This is a genomic window from Nocardia sp. NPDC050408, assembly GCF_044458905.1.
Lineage (GTDB): Bacteria > Actinomycetota > Actinomycetes > Mycobacteriales > Mycobacteriaceae > Nocardia.
In genome coordinates this window covers 1-18,644 of sequence record NZ_JBITIL010000026.1, presented here as the reverse complement: position 1 = coordinate 18,644, position 18,644 = coordinate 1, and the positions used below count along the sequence as shown (strand labels likewise).

General features: G+C 64.8%; 17 protein-coding genes and 2 tRNA genes. 15 read left to right on the top strand and 4 right to left on the bottom strand.

Translation table 11 applies throughout. From position 1 onward, the window contains the following. Positions 1–178 precede the first annotated feature (178 nt). The 3 genes from ACIBJI_RS38675 (at position 179) to ACIBJI_RS38665 (ending at position 4,558) form a co-directional block, all read left to right on the top strand. Positions 179–1,999: an ABC transporter ATP-binding protein gene (locus tag ACIBJI_RS38675; RefSeq protein ID WP_364356966.1), complete on the top strand. Its 1,821-nt coding sequence runs from the start codon at positions 179–181 to the stop codon at positions 1,997–1,999. Continuing rightward, complete coding sequence (locus tag ACIBJI_RS38670) at positions 1,996–3,921, top strand: ABC transporter ATP-binding protein (protein WP_397088034.1); 1,926 nt, start codon at positions 1,996–1,998, stop codon at positions 3,919–3,921. The genes ACIBJI_RS38675 and ACIBJI_RS38670 overlap by 4 nt, the downstream gene beginning before the upstream one ends. A gap of 121 nt (positions 3,922–4,042) precedes the next feature. Further along, entirely contained in the window at positions 4,043–4,558 is a 516-nt protein-coding gene (locus tag ACIBJI_RS38665; RefSeq protein ID WP_396960167.1) for a putative glycolipid-binding domain-containing protein, read from the top strand. Between the two features lie 258 nt (positions 4,559–4,816). Here the strand turns inward: ACIBJI_RS38665 and ACIBJI_RS38660 are convergent, their stop codons facing one another. Next, the gene (locus ACIBJI_RS38660) at positions 4,817–5,767 is read right to left on the bottom strand and encodes a prephenate dehydrogenase (RefSeq protein WP_364356958.1); all 951 of its coding nucleotides are present in this window, start codon (positions 5,765–5,767) and stop codon (positions 4,817–4,819) included. Positions 5,768–5,825: 58 nt separating this feature from the next. Between ACIBJI_RS38660 and ACIBJI_RS38655 the strand changes: the two genes are divergently transcribed. From ACIBJI_RS38655 to ACIBJI_RS38640, 4 genes are all read left to right on the top strand, one after another. After that, entirely contained in the window at positions 5,826–6,365 is a 540-nt protein-coding gene (locus tag ACIBJI_RS38655) for a tRNA adenosine deaminase-associated protein (RefSeq protein WP_364356955.1), read from the top strand. 28 nt (positions 6,366–6,393) lie between these two features. Further along, positions 6,394–6,828, top strand: coding sequence for a nucleoside deaminase (locus ACIBJI_RS38650; RefSeq protein ID WP_364357102.1), 435 nt, complete (start codon positions 6,394–6,396; stop codon positions 6,826–6,828). A 62-nt stretch (positions 6,829–6,890) separates the two neighbouring features. Continuing rightward, positions 6,891–6,978: transfer RNA gene (locus ACIBJI_RS38645), tRNA-Ser, on the top strand. A gap of 63 nt (positions 6,979–7,041) precedes the next feature. Next, positions 7,042–7,117: transfer RNA gene (locus ACIBJI_RS38640), tRNA-OTHER, on the top strand. Positions 7,118–7,340: 223 nt separating this feature from the next. Here the strand turns inward: ACIBJI_RS38640 and ACIBJI_RS38635 are convergent. Both ACIBJI_RS38635 and ACIBJI_RS38630 read right to left on the bottom strand, forming a co-directional pair. Beyond that, the gene (locus ACIBJI_RS38635) at positions 7,341–7,514 is read right to left on the bottom strand and encodes a hypothetical protein (RefSeq protein ID WP_364356952.1); all 174 of its coding nucleotides are present in this window, start codon (positions 7,512–7,514) and stop codon (positions 7,341–7,343) included. 81 nt (positions 7,515–7,595) lie between these two features. Next, entirely contained in the window at positions 7,596–7,886 is a 291-nt protein-coding gene (locus ACIBJI_RS38630; protein WP_396960155.1) for a DUF6191 domain-containing protein, read from the bottom strand. Between the two features lie 143 nt (positions 7,887–8,029). On the opposite strand from ACIBJI_RS38630, the gene ACIBJI_RS38625 reads away from it, so the two are divergent. The 3 genes from ACIBJI_RS38625 to ACIBJI_RS38615 all read left to right on the top strand — a co-directional run bounded on the left by ACIBJI_RS38625 (position 8,030) and on the right by ACIBJI_RS38615 (position 9,451). Further along, positions 8,030–8,245 (top strand): hypothetical protein, encoded by a 216-nt coding sequence (locus ACIBJI_RS38625; RefSeq protein ID WP_364356946.1) that lies wholly within the window; start codon positions 8,030–8,032, stop codon positions 8,243–8,245. Between the two features lie 164 nt (positions 8,246–8,409). Further along, complete coding sequence (locus ACIBJI_RS38620) at positions 8,410–8,610, top strand: hypothetical protein (RefSeq protein WP_364356943.1); 201 nt, start codon at positions 8,410–8,412, stop codon at positions 8,608–8,610. Between the two features lie 655 nt (positions 8,611–9,265). After that, on the top strand, positions 9,266–9,451 hold the full coding sequence (locus ACIBJI_RS38615) for a hypothetical protein (protein ID WP_364356940.1): 186 nt from the start codon (positions 9,266–9,268) through the stop codon (positions 9,449–9,451). A 278-nt stretch (positions 9,452–9,729) separates the two neighbouring features. Here ACIBJI_RS38615 and ACIBJI_RS38610 read toward each other — a convergent pair whose 3' ends face one another. After that, positions 9,730–12,027: an MMPL family transporter gene (locus tag ACIBJI_RS38610; protein ID WP_364356937.1), complete on the bottom strand. Its 2,298-nt coding sequence runs from the start codon at positions 12,025–12,027 to the stop codon at positions 9,730–9,732. Between the two features lie 212 nt (positions 12,028–12,239). Here ACIBJI_RS38610 and ACIBJI_RS38605 point away from each other — a divergent pair, with 212 nt between their 5' ends. The 5 genes from ACIBJI_RS38605 to tgt all read left to right on the top strand — a co-directional run bounded on the left by ACIBJI_RS38605 (position 12,240) and on the right by tgt (position 18,556). Further along, on the top strand, positions 12,240–12,833 hold the full coding sequence (locus tag ACIBJI_RS38605; RefSeq protein WP_364356934.1) for a TetR/AcrR family transcriptional regulator: 594 nt from the start codon (positions 12,240–12,242) through the stop codon (positions 12,831–12,833). Between the two features lie 38 nt (positions 12,834–12,871). Beyond that, the gene (locus tag ACIBJI_RS38600) at positions 12,872–13,366 is read left to right on the top strand and encodes an RrF2 family transcriptional regulator (protein ID WP_396960161.1); all 495 of its coding nucleotides are present in this window, start codon (positions 12,872–12,874) and stop codon (positions 13,364–13,366) included. Positions 13,367–13,470: 104 nt separating this feature from the next. Then, positions 13,471–15,279, top strand: a complete 1,809-nt coding sequence (locus ACIBJI_RS38595; protein ID WP_397088031.1) for an ABC transporter ATP-binding protein — start codon at positions 13,471–13,473, stop codon at positions 15,277–15,279. Then, positions 15,276–17,189: an ABC transporter ATP-binding protein gene (locus ACIBJI_RS38590; protein WP_364356928.1), complete on the top strand. Its 1,914-nt coding sequence runs from the start codon at positions 15,276–15,278 to the stop codon at positions 17,187–17,189. Before ACIBJI_RS38595 ends, ACIBJI_RS38590 begins: the two co-directional genes overlap by 4 nt. A 134-nt stretch (positions 17,190–17,323) precedes the next feature. After that, positions 17,324–18,556 (top strand): tRNA guanosine(34) transglycosylase Tgt, encoded by a 1,233-nt coding sequence (tgt, locus tag ACIBJI_RS38585; RefSeq protein ID WP_364356925.1) that lies wholly within the window; start codon positions 17,324–17,326, stop codon positions 18,554–18,556. Positions 18,557–18,644 lie beyond the last annotated feature (88 nt).

Sequence of the window (18,644 nt, the reverse complement as noted above, 5' to 3'; positions counted from 1 at the left end):
GGGTAGTGCGGGGGTTCTTGACCTCGAGGTGACTCGAGGTTGTTGGCTGTGGACGTGGCGGAAAATCGGTTGGCCGATCCCTGGACTGATGCCACGCTGAAATGTCGGACCCCGATGCGAACATCACCGGGGTTCCGTTCGCGACACAGCCAATCCAAGACGATCACGAGGGGGAGCTTTGTCCGTCACGCTCGATTCGCCATTGGCCGACACGGAGGTCGACAGACCGGAGCGGCCCGCCGCTGCGGTGCCGGGCCGCCTGTATTCGTTACGTCGATTCTGGCCGTATCTGCGGCCGCATCGGTTCACGCTGCTCGGCGCCACCACGCTTGCGGTGCTCGCCACCCTGACGGCCATCGTGCTTCCGCTGGTCATCGCGCGAATAATCGACGGCCCGATCCAGCGGCGCGATTTCGGCGGCGTCGTACTTCCGGTGCTGCTGGTGCTGGCGCTCGGTCTGCTGGAGGCGTGCGGCGTATGGGGGCGGCGGTGGCTGATCGCGAAGCCCGCCGCCCAGTTCGAGATCGATATGCGCGCCAAGATCTTCCGCAAGCTGCAGACGCTCTCGATCGGACGGCACGATGCCTGGGAGTCCGGTCAGTTGCTCTCGCGCGCGGTCGACGATATGGGCACCATGAAGCGGTTCGTCGCATTCGCGGGGCCGTTCCTGATCATCCACTTCATCGTGATCCCGATCGGTCTGGTGGTGCTGTTCGCGCTGAGCTGGCAGATCGGGCTGACCTTCGCGGTCATCGCGATCCCGCTGTCCTATGTGTGCCTGCGGTTCGAGCGGCGCTACGGCGTTGCCTCGCGGCGCTCGCAAGATCAGGCCGGTGATCTGGCCACCACCGCCGAGGAGTCCGCACAGGGCATCCGGGTGCTGAAGGCATTTGGTCGCGGTGCGTTCTTCGGCGGGCGGTTCACCGCGCAGGCGCGGGAATTGCAGCAGACCGAACTGCTCAAGGTGCGGTTGGACGCCACACTCTGGTCGGCGATGGTGTGTCTGCCGCAGCTGGCCATTGCCTTCGCGCTCGGCTACGGCGGTTACGCCGTCGCACACGAGATGATGACGCTCGGCACCTTGGTCGCGAGCATCACATTGGCGACCTTCCTGCAGTGGCCGATCATCTGGACCGGGTTCCTGCTCGCCGAGTGGAACGATGCGCGTACGGCGGCGGACCGATTCTGGGAGATCATCGACACCCCGGTCGAAATCACCGATCCCGCGAATCCGGTGGCACTGCCGGAGCGGATCGTCGGCGAACTGACGATGCACGGTGTGCGTTTCGCCTTTCCGGACGCGAATGACGAAGTACTGCACGATATTTCGCTGAAGGTGCGTCCCGGTGAGACGGTCGCGTTGGTCGGTGCGACCGGCAGTGGAAAGACGGCACTGCTCAACCTGATTCCGCGGCTCTACGACGTGACCGACGGCGCCATCACCATCGACGGCATCGATATCGCATCGATGCGGGTGTCCGATCTGCGTTCGCTGGTCTCGGTGTCGTTCGAGGAACCGGTGCTGTTCTCGGCGAGTGTGCGGGAGAACGTCGCGCTCGGCGATCCCGAGGCCACCGATGACGATGTGCGGCGCGCGCTGGATGTCGCGCAGGCCACCGATTTCGTGAACGATCTGCCGTGGGGACTCGATACCCGAATCGGCGAGCAGGGGCTGAGCCTGTCCGGTGGTCAGCGCCAGCGGCTCGCCTTGGCCCGCGCGGTGCTCGCGCGCGCGAGTGCAGGGGAGCGGACTCGAATCATGGTGCTCGACGATCCGCTGTCCGCACTCGATGTGGAGACCGAGGAGCGCGTACAGGAACGGCTACGCACTGTACTCGCCGGTGCGACCACACTGCTTGTGGCGCACCGACCTTCGACCGCAGCAATGGCCGACCGGGTGGCCCTGCTTGCCGATGGCCGGATCGTCGCGGAGGGCGCGCACGATCAACTACTCAAAACCAGCGGTCGCTATCGCGAACTGATGGGAGGTGAATCATGACCGCAACCGAAACTACCGTCTCCGCAGACGATTCGACCGACCGCGACGAGGTCGCAGACTGGCGTGGCATCGCCAATGAGGACAAGACGGTAACCGAGACCGGAAATCTGGTGCTGGCCGGTCGATCTCGGCGCTTGCTGCTGAGCCTGGCACGGCCCTATCGCAAGCTCGCGGTCTTCGCCCTGCTGCTGATCGTGCTCGACAACGCCGCGATGGTGTCGGCGCCGCTGTTCGTCGCGCACGGACTCGACACTGGTATTGCCGAGGGCGTCGCGGGGAATTGGGCGCCCTTGGCGCGCACCGTCGCGGGTTACCTGGGTGCCGTCGGGGTCGGTGTCTGCACCACCTTCGTCTTCCTGCGGATCTCGGGAAGGCTCAGCCAGAGTGTGCTTTTCGATCTGCGGGTCCGGCTGTTCGCGCATATGCAGCGGCTCAGCGTGGCCTTCCACGAGCAGTACACCTCCGGCAAGGTCGTCGCGCGACTGACCGGTGATATCGAGACGCTGCAGCAGTTGCTGGAGAGTGCCATGAATCAAGCGTTGAGCGCGATCCTTTCGGTGCTGACGATCGCGGTCCTGCTGATCTACCTCGATCAGACCCTCGCCGCGATCGTGTTGCTCGGATTCGTGCCATTGGCGCTGGTCACTCGCTGGGCGCAGCGCAGGCAGCGGACGGGTTACCGGCGCACCCGCAGTGCCATCGCGAAAGTTGTCGTGCAGTTCGTGGAGTCGATGGGTGGTATACGCGCGGTGCAGACGTTCCGTCGCGAGGCGCGCAACGAAGCGGTGCTGGCCGCCGAGGACGCCGAATATCTGCAGGCGACCACCGCCGCGATGCGCGGTATGGGCGACTACGCCGGTCTCACCAAGCTGCTCGGCAATCTGACCACCGTGATCGTCATCGTGGTCGGCGCCCGGCAGGTGATCGAAGGCAACCTCGCCGTAGGTGTTCTCGCGGCATACCTGTTGTACCTCAACGAGTTCTACGGTCCCCTCGATGAACTCGCCCAGGTATTCAACGCCTACCAGTCCGCCGCGGCGGCTCTGGAGAAGATCTCCGGTGTGCTCGAGGAGGAGCCCTCGGTGCGCGAGCCGCAGGAGCCGATTGCGTTGGCGAAGGCGACCGGTGCGGTGCGAATGGACCGAGTGTGGTTCGGCTATGGATCTCCAGCCCCGGCGCCTTCCGAGTCGTCGGACACTGCGCTTACGCCGCCAACCGAGCAGCGCGGGCGAGCGCGTCCGGTGTTACCGGAGTTCTCATTGGAGATTCCGGCCGGGCAGGTGATCGCGCTCGTCGGTGCGACGGGTGCGGGCAAGTCGACGTTGGCCAAGTTGCTGACGCGGTTCTATGACCCGTCGGGCGGCACGGTGACCTTGGACGGTATCGACCTGCGGCGGTTGTCGGATGCGGATCTGCGGCGCAATGTCGTGATGGTCACCCAGGAGTCGTATCTGTTCTCCGGATCGGTGGCCGACAATATTCGGCTCGGTCGGCCGCAGGCCAGTGATGCGGAGGTGTTCGCGGCGGCGCGTGCGGTCGGGCTGTACGACTTCGTGACCCAACTGCCGGATGGCTTCGACACCGACGTGCGCAAACGCGGTGGGCGATTGTCGGCGGGGCAGCGTCAGCTGGTCGCGTTCGCTCGGGTGTTCCTCGCGGAGCCCGCGGTGATCGTGCTGGACGAGGCCACCTCGAGCCTGGACATTCCGAGCGAACGGCTGATCCAGCGGGCGCTGGAAACGGTGCTGCGCGATCGCACGGCCGTGATCATCGCGCATCGGCTCTCCACGGTCGCCATCGCAGACCGCGTGCTGGTGCTGGAATCGGGCCGGATCGTCGAGGATGGCACGCCGAGCGAGCTCATCGCCGGCACCGGCCGGTTCGCCAGCCTGCACGCGGCCTGGCGTGAGTCGCTGGTGTGATGCCGGTGCGTGCGTCGCTTACGGTAGATACGTGACGAATCCAGACCTCGGCCCCGACAGCCAACCGGCGACATCGCGGTGGCCGGCGATCCTCACGTGGCGCGCGCACAACGCGTCGCGGATGGAGTCCGTCCGCGTGACGCTCAACGGCAACCGCATCCGCGCCGCCGGTCGCATGATCGGCGGCGCATGCGCGGACCATCCCGCGTTCAGTGCGTCCTATGACTTGGTCACCGACGAGAACGGGGTCACCAAGCGGCTATCCCTGCGCAGCACCACCGCCGCCGGGGAACGCCAGGCCTCGATCGCCAGGGACGAGGAGAACTACTGGCTCGTCGACGCCGGTGGCGGGCACGTCCGCTCCACCTTCGCGGGTGCCCTGGATGTCGACGTCGTGCTCAGCCCGTTCTTCAACACCCTGCCCATCCGCCGCTTCGGCTTGCAGAACGCCGTCGAGAACATCCAGGTCCCGGTCGTCTACGTCCGCATCCCCGACCTCCTGGTCCAGGAAGCCAGCCTCACCTACAGCAGCGGCGCCACCGGCATCAGCGTGCTGTCCCCGGTCTCCAGCGCCACCGTCACCGTCGACGGCGACGGTTTCCTCCTCGACTACCCAGGTCTCGCCGAGCGCATTTGACCGCGCCGTGCACCTTCACGTGCCCGCGCATGGATTCACCAGGCGGATTGCCATGTGGCGCCGCGCACATTTCCACGCGCTGCACATGAATTCACCGGGCTGTGGTGCGCGCGGGTCACCCCAGCTTCGTCGGCACCTGGCGCCGTCGGCTTGCCTGCCGCAAACGCTCTGGTCGGGGGCAGGCAGCGATTCCCAGCGCCGCGCTCGCGAGCGCGGCGATGAGGCTGTCTCATCGGTGTTCGGCCCCTCGCGCTGCGATCAGCCCAGCTTGGTGATCACCCCACCGCGCTGGCCAGCCTCGCGCAGTGCCTCGAGCCAGTTGTGGTCGCCGGGGCGGATATCGGTGATCTCCCAGCGCTGCGTGGTTTCGTAGCGTTCGCGGCCGTCGTGCCCGGCTTCGACGAGGTCGACCAGGGTGCCTTCGTCGCGGAGACTATCGCGGGCGGCGCTCAGCACGGTGAGCGTCTCCTCGAGTACGTCCAGCAGGGCCATCGTGTTCGGTTCGCAGATGGCACGGACCAGGTCGGGGGCGGTGGCGGCGACTCGGGTGCCGTCGCGGAACGAACCCGCGGCCAGGCCGAGCGCCAGGTCGCCGCCCGCCGCACCGGCCACCGCCAGCGCCTCGGCCAAGACATGCGGCAGATGGGAGATCCGGGCCACCGCCCGGTCGTGCTCGTCCGCGATCACCGGGGTGACCACCGCACCGCAGGCCAGCGCCAGCCGCACCACCCGAAGCCAGGGTTCGGGACGGGTGCCCTCATCGACGCCGACCGCCCACACCGCATCACGGAATAGGCCGGGATCGGTGGCCGCCCAACCGGATTCGGAGGTACCGGCCATCGGATGCCCGCCGACATAGCGAGCCGCGAGTCCGTGCCGCCGTACCGCCTCGGCCACCGGTGCCTTGACGCTCACCACATCGGTGAGCGAGCAGCGCGGCGCGAAGGTCGCTACTTCGGCGAGGATGTGGTCCACCGCGGGCATCGGCACCGCGACCACGATCAGCGCATCGCTATCGGCGGCCCGGGTCAGCACACCGAGCAGATCCCCCGTGACATCGAATCCATCCGCCCGCGCGGCCTGCGCACCCGGCTCTGACCTGTTGTAACCCCACGCGTCATACCCCGCGCCGACGGCGGCGCGTAGCAGCGAACCGCCGATCAAGCCTGCCCCGAGGACACACACCGGTGCTTTCTGGTCAGGAGTCATTGGAACAGATTCGCATACGACTTCAACATTTCGGCTCGAGCCGACTACCGTTGCGCCCATGGCAGCACAGCGCTCGGGCACGAACAAGGCTGCGTCGGATGATTACGACGACGTGGAAGGGTTCGCAGTGGCGGTTGTCCGCGAAGAAGGAAAATGGCGGTGCAGTCCGCTGAGTCAGGCGGCGCTCACCGATTTGTCCGCAGCGGAAACAGAACTCAAGGCATTGCGCAGTTCCGGCGCGGTATTCGGATTGCTGGATATCGATGACGAGTTCTTCATCGTGCTCCGGCCCGCGCCGAGCGGCACCCGGATGCTGGTTTCGGATGCGACGGCCGCGATCGACTACGACATCGCCGCCGACGTCCTCGAGGCCCTCAATATCGAAATTCCGGACATTGATCCGGACGAACTCGACGATATCGAGCCATGGGAGGAGGGCGACCTCGGCGTTCTCGCCGACCTCGGCCTGCCGGAACCTGTGCTCAGCGTGATCCTCGCCGAGACCGATCTCTATCCGGATGAACAGCTCGGCATGATCGCCCAGCGGCTCGGCTTCGCCAACGAACTCACGGCGGTGCTGGACAAGCTGCCCCGCTGACGTGGGCTTGCTCACCGACGACACCGATATGGTCCGGGCCGCGATCGCCGCCGCAGCCGATGCGGGCGATCGCGACGTGCCGGTCGGTGCCGTCGTCTTCGATGCCGACGGGCGTGAACTCGCGCGCGCGGCCAATGCCAGGGAGGCCCTCGGCGACCCGACCGCGCACGCCGAGATCCTCGCCCTGCGCCGCGCGGCCGCGGTCCTCCGCGACGGTTGGCGGCTGGAACACTGCACACTCGCGGTAACCCTGGAGCCGTGCACCATGTGCGCGGGCGCCCTGGTGCTCGCTCGGGTCGGTCGCCTGGTCTTCGGCGCCTGGGAACCGAAAACCGGTGCCGTCGGCTCCCTTTGGGACGTAGTCCGTGACCGCCGTCTCAATCACCGCCCACAAGTCCGCGGTGGCATCCTCGAAGCCGAATGCGCAGCCCTCCTCGACGCTTTCTTCCGCCCCCAACGTTGACCCCTCCCACCTCCTCCACAGCCGATTTAGCGATCCGACCCCCGTCCGGTATGGTTGTCGGCGGTGGCGTGTCCGAGCGGCCTAAGGAGCACGCCTCGAAAGCGTGTGAGGGGTAACCCCCCTCCGAGGGTTCAAATCCCTCCGCCACCGCTGCGGGCCTCGACCTGATTCCTCAGGTCGAGGCCCTTTTCTATTGGCGGGGGTGTACGGCTCGCCGATTCTGGAGGCATTTCGGCGGCTTTCGATCTGGAAGCCGAAAGTCGCGGGTTCAATTCCCGGCTACCCGGCAATGACCGGGTCCGGCTCGCCCGTCGTCATGCCGGTGACTACCGGGCTTCGCCAGTCGCGCAGCTATCTCTTCGATGTGTCGAGTTCGCCTGTGGCGACGGCGACTACGAAAGGGGGCTGTTCGTGACAGATCTTGCGATGGCCTTGGTGACAGCAGCGGTGGCGCACAAGTTTTCACGTGGGCCCGGCGCAGCTTTCGGCCGGGTCCCGTGGATCGGTTGCTTCTAGTCCGCGCCCGGGAAAGCCTGGCGCACACCGATGGTGATCGCTTCGGCTTCGGGCAATCGGCGGCGTTGTGCGCGCTCGAGCGCCTCAACGACGCTCGCGGTCCGATTGTCGCTGTGCGCATCGATGAACGTGACCACTTCTGGACGTCGGACGGCAATTTGGATCCTCATACCACCCATACCTCGATGGTAATCCGCCTGCCTCCAGAGAGATACTCACTGATCGCGCAACCGATTTCGGTCCGCACCGATTCACGATGCGGGTGGATCCTGCCGCCGCAGGACGGCGGTCTGTCGATCCAGGTCGACGCCGAACCCAGGCGGTGCGCCTTGCGCTTCTTCGTCGCGCAGCATTGACACCGAATCCCGGTGGTCCAGTTCCATGCGCTTGGTTGCGTAGAACATGGCGGTGAACTCGTCGGTGAAGGTGCCGGAGACGGGGGTGCGGCGTTTGCGGCGTTTACGGGTCAGGGCTTCGTAGAGGGCTACGGCCAGCAGGAGTAGGACCCACCCGGGGATGGACCAGCCCAGCAAATCCGCCATGTCGCACCAACGAATCCACCGGTTGCGGAGTTCCTGGGTAAGTGGGCGGCGGGCGGGTATACGGCGATTAGGTAAGCGCGGGGAGGGTGCGCTGCGACGATGCGGTGCAGTCCAGCCGCGCATGAATGATTCGCGAGAGTTTGATGAGAGAGCCCTATTTTCGATTCGGCAGTGTGCTGGTGCTGATCTGGTTGGTGATCGGCGTCGTCGCCGCGGGGCAGCGGCACTATTTCGACAGTGGTCCGGTCAATTGCGCCGGATTCGGCACGATTGCGGTGACGGTGATCGCCGGTCCGCTCAACTACATGGGCGTGAATCCGAAGGTCGCCGATTGCAATGTGCCCCAACCCAGTCAGTAACGCCTGAGGGCTGGGCTTCGAGGGTTCGGCCACCCTCGGGGTTCAGGGCGTGCTCTGCCGGGCGGCGACATGCCGTGCGGTCGGGCGCGCCCGCCCGCCCGCGGCACGATGCGATAATTCGCTGAAACCCGTGCGCGCGATTCGCGGGAGAGAATATGGGCGAAATGAAACTTGGCAGTGTGCTGATCGTGATCTGGCTGGTTATCGGCGTTGTCGCGTCGGGGCAGCGGCACTATTTCGACAGCGGTCCGATCAACTGTGCGGGCTTCGGCACGATCGCCCTGACCGTCCTCGCGGGCCCGCTCAACTATATGGGCGTGAACCCGAAGATCGCCGACTGCAATGTCCCGCAACCGAGTCCTTAGATCGGCACCGGCTCCAGAACCCGCTGTGGTTCAGTAGCTTTCGTCGAGCCGCTGCCGGACGCGCCCACCGAGGCGATGATGACGAGGCCGATACCGACGCACTGAACGAGCGCGAGATCTTCGCCGAGCAAAAGCAGTCCCCTGCGGCCGCCGGTTCCAGACTCATCACACACCGAAGGTGGCCGCTGAAATCTGGCGGCCGCTTCGAGCTCGCTGGCGTGCGGCACCAGCGACTAGAGCACCGGCGAGCGCCGCGAGCACCAGGGGATCGAACAGTGCCGGGCTTCGTGCTGGCGCCGATGATCTCGAACAGGTACTCGGCCTGGCCCGCAACCAGTTGGATTGCTGACCATAGCGGCGAGGATAAGGGTGGGCGGGGGCACCGCGCGAGCCGTACGTGGCTGAACCTGCACAGCCCGAAGCTAGGTGCCCTAAGCAAAGACAATGGACCGGTCGGTTTCTCGAAAACGGTGCTTACCTCGCCGATCGATGCCCGATCTGTGGTGGTCGACACAAGTGCTCATCCGGCCGGAGAGTGATCGTCTCGCGTGCGGGTATCCGAGTTGGTACGCGAGTGCGAAAGGAAGCGATGACGATGCGCGAGCGTGTGACCCACCCCAGACCAGCGCCTTCCGCTGGTGCGCGACTGTTAGGCATGCTTCTGCTGATCTGGCTGGCCGTCGGCATTCTCGCCGCGGGTCAGCGCCACTACTTCGACAGCGCCCCGATCAACTGTGCTGGGTTCGGCACCATTGCCGTGACGGCGCTGGCCGGTCCGCTCAACTACATGGGTGTGAACCCGAAAGTCGAGGAGTGTAACCTCCCGCAGCCCAGTCTATAATCCCCTGTCTCCCAGTGGAATTCGAGCGATCATCGGCGAAATTCAGTGGGAGCATTCCGAATTCGAAATCGCTGCGGTGCCAGTGATTCCGTATCCCATCCCGTATGCGGAATTCAAACTGCGCCTCGGCATTGCGCGCGTCACGGACCAGATGCTCGGGTCGACTGATCGTTCGGCCCGGCCTTCGGCACGCGACCGTCACGAAAACGCAGTTGCCCCCCGAAACGCACTCGGCCCCGCACCCGAATCCGGGTGCGGGGCCGAGCCAGCAGCTCCGATCAGCTCACGCCGACCGGCACCTTGACCGTCTCCGCGGACCGCTGCTGCAGCTCACGCAGCTTCGCGCCCTCGACGTCGATATCCGGCAGGATCCGATCCAGCCACTTCGGAATCCACCAGGACCACTTGCCCATCAGCACCAGCAGCGATGGGATCACGACCATCCGGACGATGAACGCGTCGATCAATACGCCCGCCGCCAGCGCGAAGCCCATGGATTTCGCGGTGATATCGGTTTCCAGCAAGAAGGAACCGAATACGGCGATCATGATGATCGCGGCCGAGGTGACGACCCGGGCGCCGTGGTGATAACCGGCGACCATCGCGTCCTTCGGCGACTTGCCGTTGACGAACTCCTCGCGCATCCGGGTCACCAGGAACACCTGGTAATCCATGGCCAGGCCGAACACCAGGCCGATCAGCATGATCGGCAGGAAGCTGACCAGCGGATGCGGATCCTCGATCAGCCCGAGCTTGCCCTCCTGGAAGACCAGCACCGTCGCACCGAAAGTGGCCGCCATGGAGAGCAGGAAGCCGAGCGCCGCGGTCAGCGGTACCAGGATCGAGCGGAATACCAGGATCAGCAGCAGGAATGCGGCACCGGCCACGATCGCCAGATACGGCACGATCTTGCTCAGCAGCACATGGTCGACATCGGCGAAGATCGCCGTGGTGCCGGTGATGCCGTATTCGATGCCGTACTCGGACTGCATCTGCGCCTCGGCATCGCGGGCATCACTGACCAGATCCTTGGTGGCCTGGTTGTTCGGACCCGACTTCGGCACGCCGTCGAGCAGCGCGCCCGCCTTGTCCTCACCACTCCACTTGGGCTCGGTCACGTAATCCATGCCCGAGTAGGACGCGAGCTTGGATCGCAGGGCGGTTACCGCGGCCTCGCGCCGGTCGGCGGGCACATTGGTGAGGTCGACCGCGACATTCAGCACGCCGTTGCTGCCCTCACCGAAGCCCTCGGTGCGCAGTTCGTAGGCCTTGCGGATGGTGGAGGTCTTGGGCTGGCTGTCATCGCCGGGCAAGCCGAGGTTCAGACCGGCAGCGGGTGCGGCGAGCAAGCCGAGCACGACCACGCTGAGCAGCAGTGCGACCGCGGGCGCCTTGCCGATCAGACGGCCGACACGCATGCCATTGGTGACCGACTTGTCGTCCTCGGGATCATGCTGGGCCACGATCGGCAGCTTCGGCTTGAACAGGAACCGGCCGAACGCACCGAGCAGCGCTGGCATCAGCGTGATGGCTGTTAGCACCGCGAACGCCGCGGCGATCGCACCACCCAGACCCATGAACGTCATGAACTGCACGCCGACGATGCTGAGTCCGCCGAGCGCGATGATGACGGTCAGACCGGCGAACACCACCGCCGAACCCGCCGTACCGAGTGCGGTACCGGCCGCTTCCTCCGGTGAATCCTGCACTGCCAGTTCGTGTTTGTAGCGCGACACAATGAATAGCGCGTAGTCGATCGACAGGGCGATGCCGATCATGGACGCGAGGAACGTGGTGAAGCTGGGCACCTCGATGATCGAGGTACCGAGGAAGATCAGCGAGGTGGCCGCGCCGAGACCGACGATCGCGGTGATGATCGGCACGAAGGCGGCGACGATGGCGCCGAAGGCGATGATCATGACGACCAGCGCGATGCCCATGCCGATCTGCTCGGACTTACCGCTGGGGCCCTCGTTCTTCTGCGCGATCGAGCCGCTCATCTCCACCTGCAGCCCGGCATTGCGGGCATCGCTGGCGACGTTGTAGGCGGCCTCGCGCTGCGCGTCGGTGACGTCGGTGAACTTCTTGATGGTGAACGGGACGCTGAAGAAGGCGACCGAATCGGGATCGGTCTTGCTGAGCACGTTCAGTGGTGTGCCACTGCACTTGGACGGATCCGGGTCGGTGATGCAGCCCGACTTCTCGGCGGCCTCGACCGGATTCATCACCGGCTTGCTGTGGTCGACGATGTCGAGCGTGCCGAGTTTGGCGATGAAGGCCTCCAGCGCCGCCCGGTTCGCCGGATCGGTCAGCTTCTGACCGTCGGGTGCGGCAATGACATAGGTGCCGGTGACGGCGTCGAATTTGAAGGCGTCGGAGGCGCCGGGAAAGTGCTTGTCGAGAATGTCGTTGGCACGGGCGGACGGCAGCGCCGGCATGCTGAAGTCATTGGTCATCGGCTCCTTGAGCTGCGCGCCGAGGCCGCCGAGCAGCAGGAACAGGACGATCCAGACCGGAAGCACTATCCATTTCCTGCGGAAAGCGAACTTTCCCCATCTATACAGATAAACGGACACGAAGGGTTCTCCTAGCGATGGCGATGGCTGGTTACGTGCTGGTTCGTGGCGCGTAGACAGCACTCGCGGGGATTGCCCTGCCGACCCCCGCCTCCAATTGACGCTTTCTGCCTACCGTGCGGTAGGTAGACTACCCAGGGGCTAAGCGGAGGTACAACCTCAATTCTGGTGGCAACGTTAGCTCAGCGCATAAGTGATGAGAGGATCATCCCATGACCGTTCGTGACGCACGCGACGCTGTTGTCGCAGGTGGCGGCACAAAAATGGCAATTCGCGACGCCGCGGTAAAGCTGTTCGGAGCCAAGGGATTCGAGCAGACGAGCCTGCGCGAGGTCGCGGATGCGGTAGGAATCACAAAGGCTTCGCTCTACTATCACTACGCCTCGAAGTTAGATCTGTTACTGGCGATCGTCGATCCGATCGTGGATCACATGCGCTCGGTGATCGAGGATATCGATGCGGTCCCGCACGACGAGGAGGGCGTGCGAGCCGTTTTGCGCGCCTATTTGCGCGGCATGATCCGCCATCGCGACGCGGGTGCGCTGTGTGTGCGCGATACCGTCGCCATCATCAATGTCATGGCCGACCGGTATCCGGACATGATGGATTCGACTCGGGTGCTGCGTGACTGGCTTGCCGGACCCGGTGCCGACGATGTGACCAAACTGCGGGCCAGTGCGGCACTGGAAGTGCTCGGGGTTGCGCTGCTGTCCACCGAACTCGTGCCCGGCGTGGAGGATTCCGTGGTGGAACGCACATTGCTGGACGCGGCCACCTGTGTTCTTACCGGCTGCCATACCGCGTAGATTCGTTCGAACACCGAAGAGGCCAGGGAGTAGCCGCCGTGCACATCACCGCGAGGGTCGATTACGCGGTGCGGACCCTATTGGAGATCGCCCGCGCACCGCAGACCCACCGTGCTTCGGATCGGGTCGCCGTGCAGGTCGCGCCGGTGGTGAAGGCCGAGGCGATTTCGACCGCGCAGCATATCCCGCCCAAGGTGCTCGAGACGGTGCTCGCTGAATTGCGCAGAGCTGATCTGGTGACCAGTAGGCGCGGCCCGGACGGCGGCTATTGGCTGGCCCGCCCGGCCGCGCAGATCTCCATTGCCGATGTGATCCGCGCGATCGAGGGCCCGCTGGCCTCGGTGCGCGGTGAGCGTCCCGAGGATGTGCGCTATCCGGGTGCGGCCGAACCGTTGCAGCGGGTATGGATCGCGCTGCGGGTGAATATCCGTGCGGTACTGGAGAACGTCTCCATCGACGACATCGCGCAGGATCGGCTGCCCGGATTCATCGGCACGCTCACCGAGGATCCCGGTGCCTGGGCGCGGCGATAATTCGGATCGAATCATGCGGGCCGAAAGCCTCGCGCGCGAACATCGCTGCTGGTCAGGAATGTTCGCGACGGACCACACGGAATGACGGTAGCCTCCTTTTCATCATGCTGATCAGACTGCTTCGCACTCATCTGGCCCCCTACCGGGCCCAATTGGCGGGCGTCGTCGGCCTACAACTCATCTCGGTCATCGCGATGCTGTACCTGCCGACCTTGAACGCCGACCTGATCGATAACGGTGTCACCAAGGGTGATATCGGCTACATCTGGACCACCGGTCTGTGGATGCTCGCGGTCACCGGTGTCCAGATCATCGCATCGGCCTGCTCGGTCTATCTCGGTGCGCAGGCCGCGATGGGTGCGGGGCGGGATCTGCGCGGCGCGGTGCTGCATCGGGTCGGCACCTTCTCCGCGCGCGAGGTCGGCATCTTCGGCGCGCCCTCGCTTATCACCCGCAATACCAACGATATTCAGCAGGTTCAGCTGCTGATCGTGATGTCGGCGACCATTCTGGTGATGGCGCCGATCATGTGCATCGGCGGCATCTTCATGGCGCTGCGCGAGGATCTCGGGCTGTCCTGGCTGTTGCTCATCGCGGTGCCCGCACTTGCCATTTCGATGGGTGTCATCGTGGCGAAGATGGTGCCCGGCTTCCGTGATATGCAGCACCGCATCGACGAGGTCAATCGGGTACTGCGCGAGCAGATCACCGGTATCCGCGTGGTGCGCGCGTTCGTGCGCGAACGGCAGGAGACCTGGCGCTTCGGGGTGGCCAATACCGAACTCACCGAATCCTCGCTGCGGGTCGGACGGCTGATGGCGCTGATGTTTCCGCTGGTGATGCTGATCAGCAATATCACCGCCGTCGCGGTGATCTGGTTCGGCGGACATCTGATCAACGAAGACAAAATGCAGATCGGCTCGCTCACCGCGATGCTGTCCTACATCATGCAGATCCTGATGGCCGTCATGATGGCCTCCTTCCTGGCCATGATGGCGCCGCGCGCGGCCGTCTCGGCCGACCGGATCGGGGAGGTGCTCGAGACCGAGACCTCGGTGCTGCCGCCGCGGCTGCCGCAGCCGTTCAAAGGTGACCCGGCGCAGGTAGATCTGCAATTCGCCGAATTCGCCTTTCCCGGCGCGGAGAAACCGGTGCTCTCGGCGATCCGGTTCCAGGTCGAGCCGGGAACGACAACGGCCATCGTCGGCTCCACCGGTGCGGGCAAGACGACACTGCTCAATCTGATTCCCAGGCTCATCGATGTGACCGATGGCGCGGTCTACATCGGCGGCACCGATGTCCGTCATATCGACCTCGAAGTGCTGCGCGAACAGATCGGACTGGTGCCGCAGAAGGCATATCTATTCTCCGGCACCATCGCAAGCAATCTGCGCTACGGCAATCCGGACGCCACCGACGAGGAACTGTGGCGATGTCTGGAGATCGCGCAGGCTGCCGACTTCGTGCGCGATATGCCGCAGGGTTTGGCGACGCCGGTCGCGCAGGGCGGCACCACCGTCTCGGGTGGGCAGCGTCAGCGGTTGGCGATCGCGCGGGCGCTGGTGAAGAAGCCGCGGGTCTACCTGTTCGACGATTCGTTCTCCGCACTGGATGTCGCCACCGATGCCCGACTGCGCGAAGCATTGCGGCCGGAGACCAGAGACGCCTCGGTAATCATTGTGGCGCAACGGGTTACCACCATCCGCGATGCCGATCAGATCGTGGTGCTCGAGGACGGCGTCATGGCCGGGATCGGCACCCATGAGCAGTTGATGCGTGATTGCGCGGAATACCAGGAGATCGTCGCCTCGCAGCTCGGCGCCGATGAGACCGTCGTGCTCGCCAAACGCAACGGATCGCCGCCCGATCCCACCGGTGACGGGCATCGGACCCGGCGAGAGGAGATCCGATGAGACCCGGAGCGGTGAATCCCGGTGCGCCGGATGCGAAGGCGAAATCGTTCGGTCCATCGCTGCAGCGGCTGTTGCGCAGGCTGGTGCCCGAGCGCGTCTATGTCGGCGCGATCGTCGCGCTCGCGATCATCTCGGTAGTGCTGAATACGCTGGGCCCCTACATCCTCGGCAAGGCCACCAATGTGGTCTTCGACGGTGTGGTCGGTCGCCAATTGCCCAGTGGCATCACCAAAGAAGAGGCGATCCAGCGCCTGCGGGCCTCGGGCAACAACACCCTCGCCGACATGCTCGGCGCGATGGATGTCACCCCGGGCGTCGGTGTGGATTTCGGCGCGGTCGGCCGGGTGCTGATGCTGGTGCTGCTGCTCTACATCGGCGCCGCGGTCTTCAGCTGGCTGCAGTCCTACCTGCTCAATATCGTCATCAACCGCACGGTGAAACGGCTGCGCAGCGATGTCGAGGACAAGATCCATCGACTTCCATTGCGCTACTTCGATTCCACACCGCGCGGCGACCTGCTCAGCCGGGTCACCAATGACGTCGACAATGTGTCGCAGACCCTGCAGCAAACCATGAGCCAGTTGATCCTTTCGCTGTTCTCGGTGATCGGCATCCTGATCATGATGTTCTGGATTTCGCCGCTGCTCGCGTTGATCGCCCTGCTCACCGTGCCCGCCGCGATCGTGGTCACCACGCAGATCGCCAAACGCTCCAAACCGCACTTCGTGAATCAGTGGAAGTACACCGGCATGGTGAACGCCCAGGTCGAGGAGGCCTTCACCGGGCATGAGGTGGTCACCGCATTCGGGCGCAGCCGCGAGGTCGGACAGGAATTCGATAAGCGCAATAACGATCTCTACGAGTCGAGTTTCAAGGCGCAGTTCATCTCCGGGCTGATCATGCCCTCGATCATGTTCCTCGGGAATGTGAACTTCGTATTGGTGGCGCTGGTCGGCGGCCTGCGGGTAGCGACCGGCAATCTGTCGCTCGGTGAGGTGCAGGCCTTCATCCAGTACTCCCGGCAGTTCAGCCAGCCGCTGACCCAGATCGGTGCGATGGCCAACCTGCTGCAATCCGGTGTCGCATCGGCCGAGCGGATCTTCGAAATCCTCGATGCCGAGGAGCAGTCGCCGGATCCGGTCATGGAGAACACCCGGCCGGTCGATCGCGGCCGGGTCGAGTTCGAGGCGGTGTCGTTCCGCTACGAACCCGAGACGCCGGTCATCGAACGGCTGTCGCTGGTAGCCGAGCCGGGACATGTAGTCGCCATCGTCGGCCCGACCGGTGCGGGCAAGACCACCCTGGTGAATCTGCTGCTGCGGTTCTACGAACTCGATGCGGGCACCATCACCATCGACGGCGTCGATATCACCGAGATCACCCGCGATCACCTGCGCTCCAGGATCGGCATGGTGCTGCAGGACACCTGGCTGTTCAAGGGCACCATTCGGGAGAACATCGCCTACGGCAATCCGAATGCGAGCGAGACGGATATCCTCGAGGCCGCCCGCGCAGCCTATGTCGACCGCTTCGTACACGCGCTGCCGCACGGTTACGACACGGTCATCGATGAGGAGGGTGCGGGCGTCAGCGCCGGTGAGAAGCAGCTGATCACCATTGCCCGTGCCTTCCTGGCCAAACCGTCCATCCTGGTCCTGGACGAGGCGACCAGTTCGGTCGACACCCGCACCGAGGCGCTGGTCCAGCACGCGACCGCGGCCCTGCGCCGCGACCGCACCAGCTTCGTCATCGCCCATCGCCTGTCCACCATCCGCGACGCCGACCTGATCGTCGTCATGGAAGCGGGTCGCATCGTCGAACACGGCACCCACGAGCGTCTCCTAGAAGAACGTGGCGCCTACTACCGCCTCTACAACGCCCAGTTCGCCGCCGCGGCCGCCGACGCCTAGGCAGTAAGGCCGCCGAGGGTAGTCGAAAGGTCGCTCCCGTACTGCTTCCGAGCAACCATTCGACTGCCGTCAGTGCGGCTTGGTCAAACCGGGGGCCGACGTTGCCGCGGATGTCGGGCTGGGAAGATGGCGGGGTGTCTGAGCCCGAATCCTTCTCGTTCACCGTCGGCGCCCGCTTGGCTGGGCGGCACGGACGATCGGGCGTGATCAGTACACCGCACGGTGATATCGCGACGCCCGCATTCATTCCGGTCGGCACCAAGGCGACAGTGAAGGCGGTGCTGCCGGAGACCATGCGGGAACTCGGTGCGCAGGCGCTGCTGGCGAATGCCTACCACCTGTACCTGCAGCCCGGACCGGACATCGTGGACGAGGCGGGTGGGCTGCACAAATTCATGAACTGGCCCGGCCCGACCTTCACCGATAGCGGCGGGTTCCAAGTGATGTCACTGGGTGTCGGCTTCAAGAAGGTACTGGCCATGGAGGCGGTCGACGTCCGAAGCGATGACGTGATCGCCGCGGGCAAGGAGCGCCTGGCCACCGTCGACGATGACGGCGTCACCTTCCGCTCACACCTCGACGGTTCGAAACACCGCTTCACACCCGAGGTTTCGATGGGCATCCAGCATCAGCTCGGCGCGGACATCATGTTCGCCTTCGACGAGCTGACCACCCTGCTGAATACCCGTGCCTACCAGGAGAAGTCGCTGCAGCGAACACACGAATGGGCGCAGCGCTGCATCGACGAGCACGAACGACTGACCGCCGCGCGCACGCATCGCCCATATCAGGCGCTGTTCGCGGTGATCCAGGGCGCGCAATACGAAGACCTGCGCCGCAAGGCCTGCCGGGAACTGGAATCGCTGCGCGGCAGTGCCGGAACGGGTTTCGACGGCTACGGCATCGGCGGTGCGCTGGAGAAGCACAATCTCGGCACCATTGTCGGCTGGTGCTGCGATGAACTGCCCGAGGACAAGCCGCGGCATATGCTCGGCATCAGCGAACCGGAGGACATCTTCGTCGCGGTGGAGAACGGCGCGGACACCTTCGACTGTGTGAACCCATCCCGGGTCGCGCGCAATGCGGCGATCTATGTCGCCGAGGGCAGATTCAATATCAATACCGCCCGATTCCGTCGCGACTTCACCCCGATCGACGACACCTGCGACTGCTACACCTGCGCGAACTACACCCGGGCCTATATCCACCACCTGTTCAAGGCCAAGGAGATGCTCGCCTCCACGCTGTGCACAATTCACAACGAGCGCTTCACGATTCGGCTCGTCGACCGGATTCGCGAGAGCATCGAGGGCGGCTATTTCGATGAGTACAAGACCGAAACCCTCGCCCGCTGGAACTGTGTTTAATGGCAGCGCCTTCGGCGCTGCGTGTTCGCGGCCCCCTGGTGTCTCGCGTCCGAGCCGTCGAGACTCGCGACTTCGTCGCATGCGCTTC

Coding starts and splice junctions, on each gene's coding strand:
- ACIBJI_RS38670 (WP_397088034.1), top strand. CDS start 1,996: ATGACCGCAACCGAAACTACCGTCTCCGCAGACGATTCGACCGACCGC.
- ACIBJI_RS38665 (WP_396960167.1), top strand. CDS start 4,043: ATGGAGTCCGTCCGCGTGACGCTCAACGGCAACCGCATCCGCGCCGCC.
- ACIBJI_RS38660 (WP_364356958.1), bottom strand. CDS start 5,767: ATGACTCCTGACCAGAAAGCACCGGTGTGTGTCCTCGGGGCAGGCTTG.
- ACIBJI_RS38655 (WP_364356955.1), top strand. CDS start 5,826: ATGGCAGCACAGCGCTCGGGCACGAACAAGGCTGCGTCGGATGATTAC.
- ACIBJI_RS38650 (WP_364357102.1), top strand. CDS start 6,394: ATGGTCCGGGCCGCGATCGCCGCCGCAGCCGATGCGGGCGATCGCGAC.
- ACIBJI_RS38635 (WP_364356952.1), bottom strand. CDS start 7,514: ATGAGGATCCAAATTGCCGTCCGACGTCCAGAAGTGGTCACGTTCATC.
- ACIBJI_RS38630 (WP_396960155.1), bottom strand. CDS start 7,886: ATGGCGGATTTGCTGGGCTGGTCCATCCCCGGGTGGGTCCTACTCCTG.
- ACIBJI_RS38625 (WP_364356946.1), top strand. CDS start 8,030: ATGAGAGAGCCCTATTTTCGATTCGGCAGTGTGCTGGTGCTGATCTGG.
- ACIBJI_RS38620 (WP_364356943.1), top strand. CDS start 8,410: ATGAAACTTGGCAGTGTGCTGATCGTGATCTGGCTGGTTATCGGCGTT.
- ACIBJI_RS38615 (WP_364356940.1), top strand. CDS start 9,266: ATGCTTCTGCTGATCTGGCTGGCCGTCGGCATTCTCGCCGCGGGTCAG.
- ACIBJI_RS38605 (WP_364356934.1), top strand. CDS start 12,240: ATGACCGTTCGTGACGCACGCGACGCTGTTGTCGCAGGTGGCGGCACA.
- ACIBJI_RS38595 (WP_397088031.1), top strand. CDS start 13,471: ATGCTGATCAGACTGCTTCGCACTCATCTGGCCCCCTACCGGGCCCAA.
- ACIBJI_RS38590 (WP_364356928.1), top strand. CDS start 15,276: ATGAGACCCGGAGCGGTGAATCCCGGTGCGCCGGATGCGAAGGCGAAA.